The organism is Alkalihalophilus sp. As8PL (assembly GCF_040939795.1).
Lineage (GTDB): Bacteria > Bacillota > Bacilli > Bacillales > Bacillaceae_D > Alkalihalophilus > Alkalihalophilus lindianensis.
The window spans coordinates 3,654,269-3,671,675 of sequence record NZ_CP162551.1 but is presented as its reverse complement, the minus strand read 5'-3'; the positions used below and the strand labels follow the sequence as shown (position 1 = coordinate 3,671,675).

16 protein-coding genes are annotated in these 17,407 nt (G+C 39.7%); 4 read left to right on the top strand and 12 right to left on the bottom strand.

From position 1 onward, the window contains the following. Positions 1–64 precede the first annotated feature (64 nt). Positions 65–889 (top strand): Cof-type HAD-IIB family hydrolase, encoded by an 825-nt coding sequence (locus tag AB3N04_RS20095; RefSeq protein WP_368504322.1) that lies wholly within the window; start codon positions 65–67, stop codon positions 887–889. 42 nt (positions 890–931) lie between these two features. Here AB3N04_RS20095 and AB3N04_RS20090 read toward each other — a convergent pair whose 3' ends face one another. The 9 genes from AB3N04_RS20090 to AB3N04_RS20050 form a co-directional block, all read right to left on the bottom strand. Then, positions 932–1,687 carry an exodeoxyribonuclease III gene (locus AB3N04_RS20090; protein WP_368504321.1) on the bottom strand — a complete coding sequence of 252 codons (756 nt, stop codon included), beginning with the start codon at positions 1,685–1,687 and terminating at the stop codon, positions 932–934. Between the two features lie 85 nt (positions 1,688–1,772). Continuing rightward, positions 1,773–3,053 (bottom strand): peptidase, encoded by a 1,281-nt coding sequence (locus tag AB3N04_RS20085; protein ID WP_368504320.1) that lies wholly within the window; start codon positions 3,051–3,053, stop codon positions 1,773–1,775. 14 nt (positions 3,054–3,067) lie between these two features. After that, positions 3,068–3,733: a 3-oxoacid CoA-transferase subunit B gene (locus AB3N04_RS20080; protein ID WP_368504319.1), complete on the bottom strand. Its 666-nt coding sequence runs from the start codon at positions 3,731–3,733 to the stop codon at positions 3,068–3,070. Then, a complete protein-coding gene (locus AB3N04_RS20075) occupies positions 3,718–4,413 on the bottom strand; it encodes a CoA transferase subunit A (protein WP_368504318.1) in 696 nt (231 codons plus the stop codon). Before AB3N04_RS20075 ends, AB3N04_RS20080 begins: the two co-directional genes overlap by 16 nt. A gap of 23 nt (positions 4,414–4,436) precedes the next feature. Further along, positions 4,437–5,774 carry an aspartate aminotransferase family protein gene (locus AB3N04_RS20070; RefSeq protein ID WP_368504317.1) on the bottom strand — a complete coding sequence of 446 codons (1,338 nt, stop codon included), beginning with the start codon at positions 5,772–5,774 and terminating at the stop codon, positions 4,437–4,439. A 29-nt stretch (positions 5,775–5,803) separates the two neighbouring features. Then, positions 5,804–6,079 carry a YokU family protein gene (locus AB3N04_RS20065; protein ID WP_368506111.1) on the bottom strand — a complete coding sequence of 92 codons (276 nt, stop codon included), beginning with the start codon at positions 6,077–6,079 and terminating at the stop codon, positions 5,804–5,806. Continuing rightward, the gene (gene ablA, locus AB3N04_RS20060) at positions 6,080–7,498 is read right to left on the bottom strand and encodes a lysine 2,3-aminomutase (protein ID WP_368504315.1); all 1,419 of its coding nucleotides are present in this window, start codon (positions 7,496–7,498) and stop codon (positions 6,080–6,082) included. It abuts the gene before it with no gap. Positions 7,499–7,755: 257 nt separating this feature from the next. Next, complete coding sequence (ablB, locus tag AB3N04_RS20055; RefSeq protein ID WP_368504314.1) at positions 7,756–8,598, bottom strand: putative beta-lysine N-acetyltransferase; 843 nt, start codon at positions 8,596–8,598, stop codon at positions 7,756–7,758. Next, the gene (locus tag AB3N04_RS20050; RefSeq protein ID WP_368504313.1) at positions 8,591–10,021 is read right to left on the bottom strand and encodes a sigma-54 interaction domain-containing protein; all 1,431 of its coding nucleotides are present in this window, start codon (positions 10,019–10,021) and stop codon (positions 8,591–8,593) included. Before AB3N04_RS20050 ends, ablB begins: the two co-directional genes overlap by 8 nt. Positions 10,022–10,418: 397 nt before the next feature. Between AB3N04_RS20050 and AB3N04_RS20045 the strand changes: the two genes are divergently transcribed. Then, on the top strand, positions 10,419–11,480 hold the full coding sequence (locus AB3N04_RS20045) for a M14 family zinc carboxypeptidase (protein WP_368504312.1): 1,062 nt from the start codon (positions 10,419–10,421) through the stop codon (positions 11,478–11,480). A gap of 159 nt (positions 11,481–11,639) precedes the next feature. Here AB3N04_RS20045 and wrbA read toward each other — a convergent pair whose 3' ends face one another. The 3 genes from wrbA to AB3N04_RS20030 form a co-directional block, all read right to left on the bottom strand. Beyond that, positions 11,640–12,305 (bottom strand): NAD(P)H:quinone oxidoreductase, encoded by a 666-nt coding sequence (gene wrbA / locus AB3N04_RS20040; RefSeq protein WP_368504311.1) that lies wholly within the window; start codon positions 12,303–12,305, stop codon positions 11,640–11,642. 492 nt (positions 12,306–12,797) lie between these two features. Beyond that, complete coding sequence (locus AB3N04_RS20035; RefSeq protein ID WP_368504310.1) at positions 12,798–14,723, bottom strand: ATP-dependent DNA helicase; 1,926 nt, start codon at positions 14,721–14,723, stop codon at positions 12,798–12,800. Between the two features lie 162 nt (positions 14,724–14,885). Further along, entirely contained in the window at positions 14,886–16,085 is a 1,200-nt protein-coding gene (locus tag AB3N04_RS20030) for a DHHA1 domain-containing protein (RefSeq protein WP_368504309.1), read from the bottom strand. A 267-nt stretch (positions 16,086–16,352) separates the two neighbouring features. Here AB3N04_RS20030 and AB3N04_RS20025 point away from each other — a divergent pair, with 267 nt between their 5' ends. Further along, positions 16,353–16,718 (top strand): hypothetical protein, encoded by a 366-nt coding sequence (locus AB3N04_RS20025; RefSeq protein WP_368504308.1) that lies wholly within the window; start codon positions 16,353–16,355, stop codon positions 16,716–16,718. A 253-nt stretch (positions 16,719–16,971) separates the two neighbouring features. Continuing rightward, on the top strand, positions 16,972–17,331 hold the full coding sequence (locus tag AB3N04_RS20020) for a hypothetical protein (RefSeq protein ID WP_368504307.1): 360 nt from the start codon (positions 16,972–16,974) through the stop codon (positions 17,329–17,331). Positions 17,332–17,407 lie beyond the last annotated feature (76 nt).

The window sequence follows — 17,407 nt, the reverse complement described above, 5'->3', positions numbered from 1 at the left end:
TACCCTACTATTCCGTTATAGTTAATTAGTTAAGAACTAGTGAGTTACGAAAGGAATTTTAAACATGACTTATAAAATGATCGTACTAGATTTAGATGATACCTTGCTTCAAGATGACCATACCATTTCAGAACGGACAAAAAATGCCCTCATGCAAGCACAAGAAAACGGGGTAAAAGTAGTGTTGGCTTCTGGTCGACCGACATATGGCATGCTTGAAATTGCACGTGAATTAAAGCTTGCTGCTTATGGAAGTTTTATTCTTGCATTTAACGGAGCGAAGATTATTAACTGCAAAACTGATGAGGAAATGTATAGTAGTACGCTTTCTACTAGTCAACTTCATGAGCTCTATCATTTAAGTAAAAGAGAAGATGTTGGCATTCATACGTATATGGGTCAGGAAATTATAACGGAAGCAAATAATCAGTATACAGAAATAGAAGGTGAGATCACCGGAATGCCTGTTATTGAGGTTGCACGTTTTGTTGAGTCAGTAAATCAACCATGTGTAAAAGCATTAATGGTTGGCAATTCTGATCGTTTAATTGAAGTAGAAAAGAAATTGCAACAGGAACTTAAAGGTCAATTAAGCGTCATGCGTTCTAAGCCTTATTTCTTAGAGTTTACAGAAGATGGGGTCACAAAAGGAACGAGCTTAAATAGCCTGATCAAAACACTCGGCATTGAACGTGAAGAAGTGATTGCTGTAGGTGATAGTTACAATGATCAATCGATGCTTGAATTTGCAGGCTTAGGTGTGGCAATGGGGAATGCTCCAGACGACATTAAAGCAATCGCCAACCACGTAACAGATACAAACATGAATGATGGGGTTGCTAAGGTCGTAGAAGAATTCATCTTACAGCCAACTGTCTCTTTAACATAATAATAAGACCTCTCATTTCATTAATGAGAGGTCTTATTTTGTTTAAGTGGTCAGCTCAAGTCCAATTGGACAATGGTCACTTCCCATCACGTCTTTATAAATGCTTGCTTCCTTGATCGAATGTGCGAGCTGATTCGATACGATAAAATAATCAATCCGCCATCCAATGTTTCTAGCACGTACATCTCTCATATACGACCACCATGTGAAGGAATCCGTTTGATGAGGATACAGGTGTCTGAAACTATCAACAAATCCCGTTTGTAGTAGAGTGGTCAATTTACCCCGTTCCTCTACCGTGAATCCTGAATTCCCTTTATTTGCGCGAGCATTTTTAACATCGATTTCCTCGTGCGCAACATTTAAATCGCCACAATAAATGACTGGTTTTTCTTCATTTAATTGGAGTAAATAGCCTCTAAGAGCATCTTCCCACATAAGGCGCTCGGGCAGGCGAGTTAGGTCACGCTTTGCATTAATCGTATAAACGTTCACAAGATAAAATGAATCAAACTCTAGGGTAATGATACGCCCCTCATCTTCAACTTTATTCTCTCCCACCCCGTACCAAACAGAAAGTGGCTTCATTTTTGTAAAGACTGCAGTACCAGAATACCCTTTTTTCAATGCATAATTCCAAAATTGATGATACCCTGGTAAATCTAGCTCAATCTGACCCTCTTGCAATTTTGTTTCTTGCAAGCAGACAATATCAGCAGCTTGCTCATGAAAGAAATCCAAAAAACCTTTACGCACACAGGCGCGTATTCCATTAACATTCCACGAAATCAGTTTCATCTATTACTCACGATCTCCTTTTCTATTCACTCATCAAATCGTAGCATAGATTAAGAGTGATTGAAAAGAAGCTGTCTTGATAGATTTATTTTGATACTTCACACCATTCAATAATGGTCTCAGCTATAATTTCAGCACAAGTAAAAATATCCTCAAGCAGAATGTATTCATTTGGAAAATGCGCTTTCTCTGTAACTCCTGGTCCGAACACAATTGTAGGAATCTGACCAATTTCTGTTAATAATCCCCCATCAGTACCCCAAGGTGACGCTTCAATCGTTGCTTCTCGTCCAGTCACATCCTCGTACTTCTCGCTAAGTAGCTTCATAAAGGCATGCTCAGGATCAAGCGAACCCGGTAGCCATCTGGCACCAAACCACTCTAATGTAGGTGGATGCTCGCTAAACCACGCATCAGCCTCACACAATGCTTCAAGCCATCGTTTCATTTCCTCTTTTGCTTCATCAATTGTTTCTTCAGGCGATACACCAAACCTTCCTTCAATCGTCACTAAATCAGGTACAGAGGATGGCCATTCTCCCCCATAGATCTTCCCTATATTAATTGGAATCGGAATCGGGATGTTTTTATAAAGAGGGTCTGTAATACGTGCATTTCGAACACGCTCTAACTCTCTAATGTGCTCGACCACGACTAGACTTTTCTCAATCGCACTTACACCTGCATAGCGAGTTCCACCGTGCGCAGAAAGTCCTTTTACATGCACCTTAAACCACATCGAGCCTTGCTGTTTAGGAAAAAACTTCATATTCGTTGGCTCAGGTATGATGGCTGCATCTGCCTTATAGCCTCGAAGTAATGTTGCTAGGGTACCGCATCCTCCGCTTTCTTCTTCTATCACACTTTGAAAAATCACATCGCCCTTTAATTCGATGCCAGCAGCTTGAATCGCTTGTATCGCAAGAAGAAGTGCAACATTCCCCCCCTTCATATCCGTTACGCCACGGCCAAACATTTTCCCCTCTTTGACGATTCCACTAAATGGATGGTCTATCCACTGCGTCTTATCTCCTGCTGGAACGACGTCGATATGTCCATTTAAAATAATGGAACGCCCCTCTCCTTTTCCTCTCATGACTCCAACGACATTCGGACTACCGGTAAATTCTTCTCTTGACGAGGCAAAATAACGATGACCTTTTAACTCTCCTCCATCGGGCTCCCACACATCCACGTCCAGCCCCATCTCTTGCAAAGTCTCAATCACTAACGTTTGAGCGTAGCGCTCATTGCCTTGTGTGCTCTCTGCTTGCACAAATGAACGCAATAACTGGATCATTTCATTTTTTTTGGAATGAATCGATGCTTGAATTTTTCTCTTCACATCAGCTTGTTGCTTAGACATAATCGTTCCTCCCTTCACGTTTCAATCGTCTTTATCGTCTCGGCTACTAAGAGCTCGACACCTGTCGCTTCAAGCACATCTTGTATGGTATGTGGGGAAATCACTTCTTTTAAAAGGAGCCCATCATCCGTTACTTCAATCACAGCCATATCCGTAATAATTAACGATACACATTGTTTGGCTGTCAGGGGGAAGGTGCATTCTTGGACAATTTTCGGTTGACCGTCTTTACTTGTATGATTCATTAAGACGACCACTTTTTTTGCTTTTTGGGCAAGCTCCATTGCACCGCCTATACCGGGTACTCGCTTCCCTGGTACGATCCAATTAGCCAAGTCTCCTTTTCCGCTCACTTCTAGTCCGCCAAGAAAAGTCATGTCTAAGTACCCTGAACGAATCATTCCAAACGCGATCGCACTATCAAAATAAGAAGCCCCTTTCACCGTTGTGACTGGGTATCCTGCAGCATTACATAAAGTGGGATCTTCTGACCCTTTTCGAGGAGATGGCCCCATTCCGAGTACGCCATTTTCAGCATGGAAGAGAACGTCTATTTCTTCAGAGACATGGTTAGCAACGAGTGAGGGAATCCCTATTCCTAAATTCACAATCATGCCTGACTTAATTTCTTGTGCTGCTCGCTTAGCCATTTGATTTCGTATATCTACTCCCATACCCATTGCCAATCCACTCCTTTACTCTGAATGATGAGATCGACAAAAATACCAGGTGTAATAATTTCTGTGGGATCTAGCTCACCCATTTCGACGATCTCTTCAACTTCAGCAATAGTGAATGTCCCTGCCATTGCGACTAATGGGTTCGTATTTCTAGCACTTGTTTCATAAATCAAATTCCCAAATCGATCAGCCTTTTTGGCATAAACAATTGATACATCTGCTCTTAAGGCTGTTTCGAGTAAATATTCTTTTTCGTTAAGGACGATTTTCTCTTTTCCTTCCTCAACCATACTTCCAATCCCAACATCCGTTAAAAAAGCAGGGATCCCCACTCCCCCTGCTCGAATTCGTTCTGCTAACGTACCTTGAGGGGAAAATTCCACCTCAAGCTCTCCGTCTACCATTTGCTGACCTGCTAGCGGATTAGAACCGATATGAGAGGCAATCACCTTTTTGGCTTGCTTATGTTTAATTAATTGGCCAATCCCGATTGTTGGAAAGGCTGTATCATTTCCAATTAACGTTAAGTCCTTCACGCCCTTGTTTACGATTCCTCGGATAAGTGTTGGTGGGTTACCAATTCCGCCAAACCCACCAAACATCAACGTTGAACCGTCATGGATGACCGCTAATGCATCCTCTATTTGCCCTACCTTATTTAAAGATTTTTTCTGAAGCATACACACTCCTCCCCTCTGTCTTTCTAGTTTAGGTCGGTCCAAATCTCCGTTAATGTCTTCTTTAAAAGGGAGACGATCTGATCCATTTCTTTTTCGGTAGATACAAGGGGCGGTGCGATGATCACAGCATCCCCATCCCCTTGCGGTCTTGCGGTCGAGGCAGGGTAAATTAATAACCCATTCTCTTGTGCTTTTTTTACCAGTTTATTCGTAAATGCAATCGTTGAAGGGAACGACTCTTTTGAAGCTCTATTTTTCACAAATTCTATTCCGACCATCATGCCAAGGCCTCTCACATCACCGATAAAGTCAAATTGATTAAATAACGTTTTCAGCTTTCTTTTTAAATACGTTCCGTTATCCTTGGATTTTTGTACGAGATTATGCGTTTTCACGTAGTTTAAAACAGCAAGCGCCGTTGCGGCTGATTGCGGATTGGCACTAAAGGTATGACCACTCATAATGAAGTTTGAACCCTTCATAATTGGTTCTAGCACAGACTCGCTACACATTGTGGCAGCAAGAGGCGTGTATCCTGCACTTAACCCCTTCCCTAGGGCTAAAATATCTGGTTTTACTTTCCAATGATCCATCCCAAGGGCTTCGCCTGTGCGACCCAATCCAGTCATCACCTCATCTGCAATCAATAAAATATCGTGTTTCTCACAAATTTCTTTTATTCGCTCATAATAGCCACGAGGCGGAACAATCGCGCCTCCCGCTGCACCAATTATTGGTTCAGCAATAAACGCAGCAATATGCTCAGCACCCATTTTCTCGATGACTACACTTAATTCCTCAGCGCACTTAAGCTGACATGCTGGAAAGGTTTCGTTAAATGGGCAACGATAACAGGACGGGGGCGGGACGACTGGGTAGTCATGTAATAAAGGAATAAACCGTTCACGTCTTTTCTTATGGCCTGATAGTGAGAGCGCGCCTAGTGTGATGCCGTGGTAACTGGTCCAGCGCGAGATGACTTTATTTTTTAGATACTGTCCTTTTTCTTGAAAATGCTGAATGGCAATTTTCATAGCAGTCTCCGTAGCCTCTGAACCACTATTGACAAAGAAGGTATGATAATTTTCATCAGCGTTAACCCAGTTGTTTAATTCAAGAGCGAGATCTTCTACTGCCTTAGAGGTAAATTGTGAACGGTAAACAAACGATACTTGATTCGCTTGTTTATTCATCGCTTCAATGACTTCCTCTACACCATGCCCAATGCTTGCTGTAACAGCACCTGAAGAAGCATCGATATAAGCTTTACCATCTGTATCGTACAAATAGATTCCCTTGCCGTGAGAAATCATTGGATACGCTTCGTCTAATAACGGCTTAATCACATAGGAGCGTTCCATCCATCCCACCCCCTTCTTCTTGTCAGTCATTAAAAACGAAAATAGTTTCGCTTTAGCAGTTTAGGCTCTGCCATTAAAGCTTGATAGCTCATGCATTTAGGAAGAGTTTTTGTATTAATAAGCATAAGATGATCTTCTAATTCATCGATCAAAGACTCTTCTTGATATAACATCCCACAACTATCACATGTAATCGTTGGTGTTTCTGTAATTTGAATTGCTCGCGTACCATCTGGCAATTCCCAATAAACAGTCGATTGTGATATCCTGGCACTCTCCTCCTCGCACCATTGACATTGCATAATTTAAGCCTCCTTTTCGTTCTCTTCCTCTTTCACCGTGTTCTTTTTTAATTCGGCTTGGTATTTCTTTTCTTTTAATTGATCGCGTTTTTCTCGTTTATCTTTTAACGTACTGTGTTCTCCAGTGGATTGATAGTTTTCACGACGTTTATGACGTTCTAGTGTTTTTGGAGTTAAGGTTGGTTGATTATCATTTAATAAGGCAGCAATCCCTACGTTCGTGTGCTTTTTCGCTGTATCTGGATAGATACTGTTAAAGTAATCATCTGCACGTCCGGCCTCATACTTCTCTGGCTCGGGATACGTTGTAATCACCCCTTCAAAATTCCTGAGGACGACTTTATCTGGGCTTTGTGAAATCATATAGTTCGGCTGAAGGGTAATTTTACCACCTCCATGCGGGGCATCAACGACAAACGTAGGCACGCTGTAGCCCGACGTATGTCCTCTAAGACCTTCAATGATTTCAAGTCCTTTTGAAACAGGTGCTCTGAAATGCCCGATGCCTTCAGAGAGATCACATTGATAAATGTAATACGGACGAACTCGAATCTTGACGAGATCTTGGCACAGCTTTTTCATGATCGGTACACTATCATTAATACCAGCTAAAATAACTGCTTGGTTACCAACCGGAACGCCTGAGTTTACAAGCATTTCACAGGCTTTCTTTGATTCTTCTGTGATCTCAATTGACGTATTGAAATGGGTATTTAACCATACGGGATGATACTTCTTTAAAATATTGCACAAATTTTCAGTTATTCGTTGCGGAAAGACGACGGGCGCCCGAGTCCCAATCCGAATGATCTCGACATGAGGGATCTCACGTAAGTTCTTTAATATATATTCAAGTATGGTGTCATTAATTAATAAACCATCACCACCTGAGATTAAAACATCACGAACTTCAGGTGTGTCACGAATGTAGGCAATCGCACCGTCTAATTGTTTTTTCGGTACACCCATCCCGATTTGTCCAGAGAATCGTCTTCTTGTACAGTAGCGGCAATACATCGAGCATTGATTCGTTACAAGAAATAAGACACGATCGGGGTAACGATGCGTCAACCCTGGTACAGGAGAATCCTCGTCTTCTTCTAATGGGTCTTCCATGTCATACTTCGTTTTATGAATTTCTTCCCCTACCGGAACAGATTGCATCCGAATCGGGCATCTTGGATCATCTGGATTCATCAATGCTGCATAATAGGGTGTAATATTTAATGGAATCGTTTTTGTCGATATCCGAACGCCTTCCTCTTCCTCCGATGTTAGGTTAATCACTTTTTTCAAGTCATCAAGTGTTCGAATGGTATTGGTGAGCTGCCAAATCCAATCGTTCCATTGTTCTTCTGTCACATCACTCCATAAACTAATCTCGCTCCAATGACGATCTGGCTTGTATAAATCATTCCACATATGATCTCCCCCTTTTGCTACTTACTCTTAGTAAAAGCAAGGAACATGCCAAATGTGCATTATAAAATGAAATTCGCCTAAAATACTGATACATAAGGGTTTAAGAATACATAAGTCTCAACATTGATTCAGTTCTCTTTTAACTGTCAGACTATGATTGCCAAATATCCGGCACAAATACCATACAAACAAACGAAAAAGCTGCCGAATAATTAGCAAACGACTAATTACTGGCAGCTCGTGTTGATCCATTATTATTATTGGGATAAGTCTTTCACCCACACATTCATATCTTCAAGGTCTTCAAAAATATAGCAATTATTTGTTAACCTTCCTCCGTAAGAGTAGCCTAATTGGTAAAAAGCATCGTTCATACCGAACGACCTAGCTCTTGCTAAAGAGAATGCACAATAGAATCCCATTGAAACAAGCTCTTCTTCAAGTTTGACTAATAAATGTTTCATTAGTCCATGTGAGCGATGTTCTGGCAAGGTCGCACAATCAGTCAGCTCTGCATGGTGGAAGATTTTATTCAGATCAGCAGAAGCTGAACTAACGATATCTCCCTCGTATTCAGTCACCCAAAAAATACTCCCACTTTCAATCATTTTCCGAACGTATTTCGCTTCATTCATTGGTGTCGGATAAATAGGAAATACAGCTTGATACAGTGTAGCTAGAGCTTTTGCATCATCAACCGTCGCCTTTCTCAACTGGTATTGCAAAGGAAGATCTCGCTTAATTGGCTTAATATGCTTTTTTATCACATTTTGCAAAATTTCTTGTTCTACACTCCAATGAGAACTTGTTCTGCGCTTATCGTTATAGTAGTACGTCATGATATACCCCTCACTACCATTGAAAAACCTTCGTAACTTCCCCTCTAATTCAAAGCCAAGCTTCAATAACTCTTCCCACTGAGTCGAGCGTGCTTGAACAATAAGTTTTTCATAAATATTTGCAGAGGCTTTTTCGTGTAAAAAATTCACAAGATCAATTACATTACCCCGAAATGATTCGATGCGTACTCTCTTATTAAAATCATCCATTACTAATTCAAGAGAAAAGGATGGTTTCTTTATCGTTGTAGGCTTACTCATGCATTGTCCCCTCCTCAAACGTTATTTTAAATTTAGTAAGCTTGTACTGGAGCGTTTGTCTTGGGATTTCTAGTATTTTTGCAGCTTGCATAATATTCCCTTTTGCTTCTTGAATCGCTTCTTTTATTAACGCCCTTTCAGTATAGTCAAGTGTCTCACGTAATGATAGACGTTTCTTTTGTGATTGGTTGAAAGAATGTGGAGTGATTGGTTGTTTTTCTATTTTTAAATAAGCAGGGAGATGCTCCAACGTAATTGTATCTCCGCCCGTCATCATGACAGCATATTCAATGGCATGTTCAAGCTCACGCACATTACCAGGCCAAGAGTATTGGATCAAATGTTCAATTACATCATCCTTAACCTTCATGACTAACGTGTGAAATTTATAATTAAACTTCTTCCTAAAATGTTCGATCAATAATGGTATATCACCACGTCTTTCACGTAACGGTGGAATTTCAATAAAACATACATTTAAGCGGTAGAATAAATCGCGTCTTAAACTCCCTTTTTCCATACACTGGATCGGATGTTCATTTAGCGCGACAATGATTCGCACGTCTGTATGATAGCTCTCTGCACCGCCTAGTCTTCTGATCATTCCATCCTCAAGAACACGGAGTAATTTACTTTGAAAATCAAGTGGCATCGTATTTAATTCATCTAAAAACAACGTTCCTCTGTGAGCCAGTTCAATTAACCCAGCACGATCCACAGCCCCTGTGTAGGAACCTTTTTTTGTTCCAAATAACATACTCTCTAATAAAGTCGAAGGGAGAGATGCACAATTTTGAGCAATTAATGATTTTTCCCTGCGAGCAGAATGCTGATGAATCGCGTGAACGAATAATTCCTTACCCGTGCCTGTTTCACCGAATACCATAATAGGAGATGAAGTATTTGCCGCTTTTTTTGCTAAGTTGATCATACTGATCATTTTCGGATCTTCTGTAATGATGTCATCCCACTTGAACGTAGCTCCCGTAGATTGAACAGGCTTGGTTTGTTTATGAACGGACGATTGAAGGTCGATTAGCTTTTGTGATAGTTGTTTGACTGTTGATAGATCCTTCGCAACCTCAACTGCTCCAATTAATGTTTTTCCTGAATAAATAGGGACCGTCGTATTAACCGTATCGATTAAGTGACCTCGTATATTTGTAAAAGATTGATGCTGTTGCACAATCGGCGTTCCATTTTTTATCACTTTCAGCAAGGTACTGTTTTCTTTATTTAAAGAGGGGAAAACGTCTAATACATGCTTACCGAGAGCATCTTCAATTGTAATTCCATCATTTTTAGCTGCTACTTTGTTATAAAAAATCGTAATTCCATTCGCATCGACCACATGGATCGCTTCATCTATGCTTTCAATAATAGATTCAAACAACTCTTGTCGTTTCATCGTCTCACTAAACATTTCTTCACCCCACTCTCTCTATCTTTCTTTACCTTTATTACTTTCCTGAAATAAACGAGAAATCCTTTTATCTCTTTATCCGTATGAGGAAAAACTCTCATGAATGCAGGTTTAAATGAATCGATCGTAGGTCTTTCTTATAGAAAAAGTCCTATTAAACCTCTGTTATTCAACTTATATATTAGTATACTTATACATTAGGTACTTTTCATCTATATTCATCATTCTTTCGCATCATCTATTTCTAATAACTACCTCACTTTAGTCCTTTATCCCTTTTTATTTCGAGTCCCAAAACAGTCTTTCTTCCTTATTAACAGATTATTATTTTTTATTTAATATTAGAGTATAGTTATTTTCTTGAAAGAGAACCACAATTATCTAAAGGAGGAATTTGATGAAGAAGATTACGAAGACAATGCTCGCTTTATCCCTATCAGGTGTTATGACTTTTGGAGCACTAGCAACAACGGGATTATCGGTTGGTGCCGTGGGGAATGGCCCTAACTACAACGGGAACGAATCGATTCAAACCTCTATCCTTACTACATATGAAGAACTAGTAGATTACCTTGAAAAGCAAGAAGCAAGGCAACAAGCACTAGAGCTTGAAGTCATTGGTGAAACGGTTAAAGGCCGCGACATTTACATGGCAAAGTACATTTCAGATGAGTCTAATCCAACGATTCTCTTCCTTACTCAGCAACATGGAAATGAGCAACTGACTACAGAAGGAGCTATGGAGTTCATTAAACATCTTGGTACAGGGAAATCGAAATCTGTCTTAGACAACGTAAATATCCTTGTGATCCCGATGTTAAATGCTGATGGCGCGATGGGTGATGTCAATTTTTCAACCGATGACTACATTGCAAGTGGTGATCGTCACCTTACACGTACAAATGCAAATAACGTTGACCTGAATCGTGAGCACAATAAAGCGATTGAGGAAATGGAACCTGAAGCTCGTGCCCTTTATGAAAATGTATTTGAAAAATATGAGATTGACTATTTAATTGACCTTCACCACCAAGGCACACAAAGTGAACGTGATGGTAAGTTAGTATCAGGCTCAATTCTTTATCCAACAAACCCTAATGTTGATCCTACGATTGTAGAAGATTCGAAAAAACTTGGGGCGGTTGTTTTCCACGAAATCGAATCAAAAGGTTGGGGTCACCTAGGCAAATATAATGGTGGCGCAGGCGATAATATCGGACGTAACGGTATTGCTCTTCGTTACGACATTGCAACTCTTCTTTTTGAAATGCGTGGCATGAGTGACCACACAAACCCAACAGCTGTTCTTGGTCAAAAAAGTAACGGCTACCTTATTAGACAAACTGTTAACACTCTAGACTCCACTGTAAAAGCGATTGCTGATGGCTCAATTGATACAGTTGATACGAGCTTCTGGGATACCCTTCCATTCCAAACAACGAGACAAAATGAAGAATAAAATTTTGAATCTACGAGACAATCAACTTATGTTGGTTGTCTTTTTTTAGGTTCTTATTTAATGCTTTATTTTTTCAAATATAAAATATGGTATGTGAAATTTTATACATAATACCTAAAAAAAGGTCAGAGAATTGATCCTCTGACCTTCTATAATGGCTTATTCATTCCCTTTTTTAATCAATGATGCAATATCAACTGTGCGTTTTGCTTGGTGTTTTACTGCTTCTTCAACATTTTCTTGCATCTTACCTTCTTGGTCCACAGTCACGCTCGTTCCATATGGATTTCCACCAGAAGTGAATGTAACTGGATCTGTGTAACCAGGTGAAGCAATAATTGTTCCCCAGTGGTGCATTGTATTATAAAGAGCTAAGATCGTTGCTTCTTGCCCACCGTGTGCATTTTGAGCTGAACTCATCGCACTTGCTACTTTATTAACAAGTTTCCCGTTGAACCAAAGTCCACCTGTAGTATCAAGGAATTGTTTCACTTGACCAGGAATGTTACCAAAACGAGTTGGTACACTAAAGATGAAAGCATCTGCCCACTCAAGATCATCAAGTGTTACTTCAGGAACATCTTTCGTTTCTTCAACATGAGCCTTCCAAGCTGGGTTGGAATCAATCGCAGCTTGTGGTGCAAGTTCAGGAACCTTCAACACTTTTACTTCAGCACCAGATGCCTTAGCGCCTTCTTCTGCCCATTTTGCTAATGTGTAGTTGGTACCTGTTGAACTGTAATAAATGATGGCTACTTTTACGTTTGACATAGTATCATTCTCCTTTTGTGTTGGTTTACCAAATAACTTTTCTAAAAATCCCATTCTTCTCACCCCAGTGATTATCATTTCGTTACGTTTCAAACTGAGACAAGCACACTTCGTCTTACTTTTTCCTTATCTCTTATACTTATCCAATATCTTAAATCCAAGATATACAGGTAAAAAAATATCTTAACTTATAATATTTTAAATTTAAGATATTACTTCTAAAAATTTAACCGGTTTTTATCTTGAATTTAAGATAATCATAATGTACATTCCATTCACTGTCAACTCTTTTGTGAAAAAAAGAGGTTGGGACAAAAGTATTTTAACTTATGGATAATCGAACATTACTGATGCGGTCTATGTAAACCGCTCCTGAAATACACTACGCTTTCCGCGGGAAGCTGGTGAGCCTCCTCGTGCTACGCACTGTGGGGTCTCACCTCTGCTTTACATCCCGCAGGAGGTCTCCGTATATTTCATCCGCTCATTTAGTGCTTCGTTCGTATCCTGAGTTAAACCTCTTAGATATGTCCCAGCCCCCCTCGTTTATTTCCAATCAATTGAAACTGGAAATACTTGTTGAATATTGGTTTCATGCATTTCTTTTTCTTGCTGAGTTAGCCATAGTTGCACCATACCCTTGTCTTCACTACTACGTATTAATCGGCCAATCCCTTGGCGCAGTCTTAGTAACATATAAGGCGCATCAATTTCTTCTAACGGATTTGAGGCATGCATTCGTTTCGCTTTGAAGACTGGATCTTGTGGCGGAAACGGTAAGGATGAAATGAGCACTTGAGTTAACGAAGTTCCTGGGACATCTAACCCTTCCCATAAATGATAGGAACATAAAACAGCTGTTTCATTATGTTGGAACTCTTTCACCGCTTCACTAATTTCCCCGTCCCCTTCATAGATCATTGGGAATGAGAAGCTATGGCTAGTTGACCATGATCTAAAACGATTCATCTCTTCAACGGATGAGAATAAGATCAGTGAACGTCCTCCATTAACTTGAAGCGCCTCGGCAAACTCGCTCCATTTCTGTTCCTCATGTTGATCGACATGACCGATAATCTTCATCTGCTCATCATAATCAAATGGAGATTCGACTGAGAAAGATAGGGCTTCCTCAATCCCTAAACTGTTTGACATATATGAGAAATCTTTGTTTCTTGATAACGTTGCGGAGGAGAAGATAAAAGGAATAGATTGTGAGAACACTTCTTTTTTCAAAATATCTTCTACAAGCCTAGGCATAATGACAAATGACGTTTCGGATGCATGTTCCTCAAGCCAGAAAATCCCTTCATCTTCTTTTAGCAGGATAGCTAGTCCATAAGAGAAAAACTCAAGGTACTCCTCGATCATTTTAACGTGATAATCTTCTAGCACAAATAGTTCCGAATCAAAAACGAGTTGTTCTAAGATAATCTGCACTTGCTTATCCATCTTCCTAGCCAGTACTTGCATTTCTTTTGTACGAGGGACTTCACGTCTTTGCGAGCCCTCCACTTGTACCGCTGTATCTCGAAGAATGTCAAACCATTCATCATGTAGAGAGAGTAATTCTTCAATTGCATAAAGAGATTCCTCTCGCACATCTTGATTCATATAACCAGTCAAAACCGTCGTTAATGTCTCTGAGTGAAAACGATAGGTTAATGCTTTTTGTGCAGCAAACTCCAGTAGATGCCCTTCATCAAAGACAACACAACTCGCCTCTGGTAAAAGAGGTAATTGCCCTTCTCGTTTTCTCGATTCTTTTGTCCATACATGTTCCATATAAAAATCGTGAGAACAAATGATTAAGTCTCCTGCATGACGATAATAATCACGATTCAGTGTTTGACCACAACGATGGCGCCAATCACAGGTCGAGCATTGCTGAAGCGGATCCCAAGCAATCTGCTCCCACTTTTCATTTGGTACCCACGGGTATTCTTTTCGATCTCCATAGCTTTTAAACGAATTCATTGACGTTGCGTTATCATAGACGAAGTTAGGAATCTCATCATGAACACGTAATATGTCTTCATCATCGGTCTTATTTGATAGCGGATCTAGCTTTTTCATACACACATATTGCTCGCGTGCCTTTGCGAGTCTTACATCGACTTTAAGGCCTAATGCTTTTTGAAGCTTTTCAATGTCTCCGCCCTCTTTAACGAGCTGCTCAATTAACGTTTCATCGGCACAGGAAATAATCGCTGGTTTACGCATGTAGCGTGCGTAACAAATTGCATAAAGCAAGTAAACAAATGTTTTACCCGTTCCAACTCCTGCTTCAGCAAAGATCGTTTTCTTCTGCTTAAACGCTTGCTCAACTTGGAAGGCCATAAAAATTTGCTCATCTCTTAGCTCGTAGCCTTTATCTGGTAAGATGTCATAAAAAACATCTCCAACATAATCACCTAATTGATCAAAGAAATTTTCTGTTTTTGATATTGTAAATGGTAAGGTTCTAATCAATTCTTTATCTCCTCTATTAACAAATTCCACTTGCTTGCTTACGCTCATCTCGTAAAAATCCACTCTCTATCATAGCAGAACATACCTTCTTATGCGATAGTAAATAATCTTTATTCCACTGAATAAGAAAAAGACTACGACATTCGCAGCCCTTTCTCCTTCTTATACGATCCATTTTTTCACTCGTTCCACTAAATATTCGACGTCCACATTCTTTCTTCCTCCGCCTTGAGCAAGCATTTGGTTTCCGCCTCCTCGACCATCGACTTCAACAAGTAGCTCTTTCATTAAATCATTTGCATTCATGTTCTCTAGATCTTGACTGCATGCTATGACCAGCTGAAGCTTTTCGCCTGACTCAGATACTAAAAAGACGACGACATTTTTCTCTTTGTTTACGATCATTCGTGCCACTTGTTGCATCTCTTGAATCGTACGGTCTTCAAAACTTCGAAAAACGAAACGTCTGTTGCTCACTGTTTCACTTTGATTGAATAAGTCTCTCGCTTCGTATGTAAGTATTTCTTGCTTTAATTCTACAATTTCTTTATCACTTTGCTTCTGTTTAGAAAGTAAGTGTCTACTCGCTTCAGGTAATGTGTGTAACGGTGCATTCAATAATTGCGCTAACTGCTGTAATACGTCGTTCTGTTTTTTGAAATGCTTTACAATCCGATTCCCACAGACAAAACGTACACGAATATTTTTCCGCTGCTTTTCCCAACCAATAATCGAGATGCCTTGAACTTCTAATGTTTTTTTCGGGTGGGTACCACCACAACCGTTATAGTCAAAATCAGGGATGATCACAAGTCTGATATCACCACTAACAGAAAGTTCTTTTCGTAAAGGATAAGAAGCGGCCTCCTCTTCACTCACCCATTTCGTTTCGATGGATCGGTTCTCTGAAATGATGTGATTAGCTAACTCCACTGCTTGATCTGCTTTTTCATTCGTAAGTTCATCTATCGCTAAATCAATGGTGACTTCATCTGTACCTAAATGAAACCCCACTGTTTCAAATCCAAATAACTCTGCGAAAGCTGCTGAGAGAATATGTTGCCCAGCATGCTGCTGCATATGATCAAACCGTCTAGTCCAATTGATCTCCCCACTAATCGAATGTACGTCTCGAGGAAGTGATCGATTAAGGTAATGACGTATTTCCCCTTCTACTTCTTCAACTGAAGTAACAGGTACGTCATTTAATACGCCGGTATCACTCGGTTGTCCACCACCAGTAGGATAAAATGCAGTTTGATCAAGTACGATATATGAACCTTGCTTATCTTGATCTTTTTTTAAAATGGATGCTTCAAATGTCTTCTTATAGGCTGATAGATAATAAAGTTTTGTTGTCATACTGATGTCCCTTCTTTCTTGTATTTCCGAAAAGATATCATCAATTTCCCGGGGAAGCGCATAATTCGACGAGAACGGACGGGATCTGCTGTCGATTGTCTAAATATGTTAGGTGAGGCTGGAACCTAGTAATGATAGGCCATTCATCGCGTCACTTAGCCTGTTTTTGCTTGTACTAGCCACAAACCTATACCATATACTTCCTCTCACATAGAGTATAGTAACCCTGATGAAAAGGGAATTCAACTATAATTAGGAGGAAATAAAATGAGTAAATTTAGAAGTGATCGTCATTCACAATGTGGATGTTGTAAGAAAAAGAAGCGAAAAAATAATAACAACAATAATAATGGGTGTAATGGTTGTTTCTGTAGAACGTATGAAGATGAAATCAATGTGCTTTTTGATAAGCTAGTAGTAGACGGGGTGATCCTTTCAGTTGGCGAAAACGATCCTTTTATAGGTCCAGGTGAATCTTTCAATGTAAAATCAATAGCTTTATTAAGAATTAATGGGGATTGTTGTGCTACATTCCAAGTAACTTCTGGACCAGGTATGGGTTCGAATCCAAATGATGAAACATACACTTTCACTACAGACTGCAATAAAGTAAGCATTTTCGAAGAATTGTAAACTCTTTTAGTTCACGACTTAGACCAAAGAATGGTCTAAGTTTTTTTATTCTCATGAGGATATTTAGGTGTAACTTATTTATTCATTATCTGGTCTATATTATTTAAAGCTTTGTAGTCTTTTTAAATCATTCTTTATTTTTGAAACTCTAAGAATTAATGTTTAAATTTTTCGCCGTAAGGAATAAATTATAAAAAGAACTAATGAAAATCATACTAAGGGTTATAAATCTTAACATGGAGGCTGATTACGAATGAGCAACATGATTGATCAATTTTCTTCTTGGCTGGAGAAGCGAAAAGGACATACCCTTTCTATTCAGAAAGGGGAACATGAAACAGGTAAGAAAGAGGTAATGGATATTGACCTCGTTTCGATCCAACTTGATTCTGTTTCACTAAGAGAGTCCGAGCAAGCTTCAATCGACGACTACATTCCTAATAAAGAAATTATTTTACATGGTACTGGCCAAGTTCATGGTGATGAAAAGGATAGTCCTTTACCAGAGGATTGTTTTGAGATTCCGGTTGATGATTCATTTCAATTCCAAGGAGAAGGAGCCGACGTTCAAGTACATACGGATAAAGCAATTTATCGTATTTCTTCTCAGTAAACTAATTAACGGAGAGCTTCCATTCAAGGGTTCCTTCGCACTTCGTTTATAAAAAGAAAAAAGTTTGAAGCTACGA

Bases quoted from the DNA above. Each gene is read 5' to 3' on its own strand.
- AB3N04_RS20080 (WP_368504319.1), bottom strand. From the start codon at position 3,733: ATGGGTATGGGAGTAGATATACGAAATCAAATGGCTAAGCGAGCAGCA.
- AB3N04_RS20095 (WP_368504322.1), top strand. From the start codon at position 65: ATGACTTATAAAATGATCGTACTAGATTTAGATGATACCTTGCTTCAA.
- AB3N04_RS20025 (WP_368504308.1), top strand. From the start codon at position 16,353: ATGAGTAAATTTAGAAGTGATCGTCATTCACAATGTGGATGTTGTAAG.
- ablA (WP_368504315.1), bottom strand. From the start codon at position 7,498: ATGTGGAATGATTTATACAAGCCAGATCGTCATTGGAGCGAGATTAGT.
- wrbA (WP_368504311.1), bottom strand. From the start codon at position 12,305: ATGGGATTTTTAGAAAAGTTATTTGGTAAACCAACACAAAAGGAGAAT.
- AB3N04_RS20030 (WP_368504309.1), bottom strand. From the start codon at position 16,085: ATGACAACAAAACTTTATTATCTATCAGCCTATAAGAAGACATTTGAA.
- AB3N04_RS20085 (WP_368504320.1), bottom strand. From the start codon at position 3,053: ATGTCTAAGCAACAAGCTGATGTGAAGAGAAAAATTCAAGCATCGATT.
- AB3N04_RS20090 (WP_368504321.1), bottom strand. From the start codon at position 1,687: ATGAAACTGATTTCGTGGAATGTTAATGGAATACGCGCCTGTGTGCGT.
- AB3N04_RS20020 (WP_368504307.1), top strand. From the start codon at position 16,972: ATGAGCAACATGATTGATCAATTTTCTTCTTGGCTGGAGAAGCGAAAA.
- AB3N04_RS20070 (WP_368504317.1), bottom strand. From the start codon at position 5,774: ATGGAACGCTCCTATGTGATTAAGCCGTTATTAGACGAAGCGTATCCA.
- AB3N04_RS20050 (WP_368504313.1), bottom strand. From the start codon at position 10,021: ATGTTTAGTGAGACGATGAAACGACAAGAGTTGTTTGAATCTATTATT.
- AB3N04_RS20075 (WP_368504318.1), bottom strand. From the start codon at position 4,413: ATGCTTCAGAAAAAATCTTTAAATAAGGTAGGGCAAATAGAGGATGCA.
- AB3N04_RS20045 (WP_368504312.1), top strand. From the start codon at position 10,419: ATGAAGAAGATTACGAAGACAATGCTCGCTTTATCCCTATCAGGTGTT.
- ablB (WP_368504314.1), bottom strand. From the start codon at position 8,598: ATGAGTAAGCCTACAACGATAAAGAAACCATCCTTTTCTCTTGAATTA.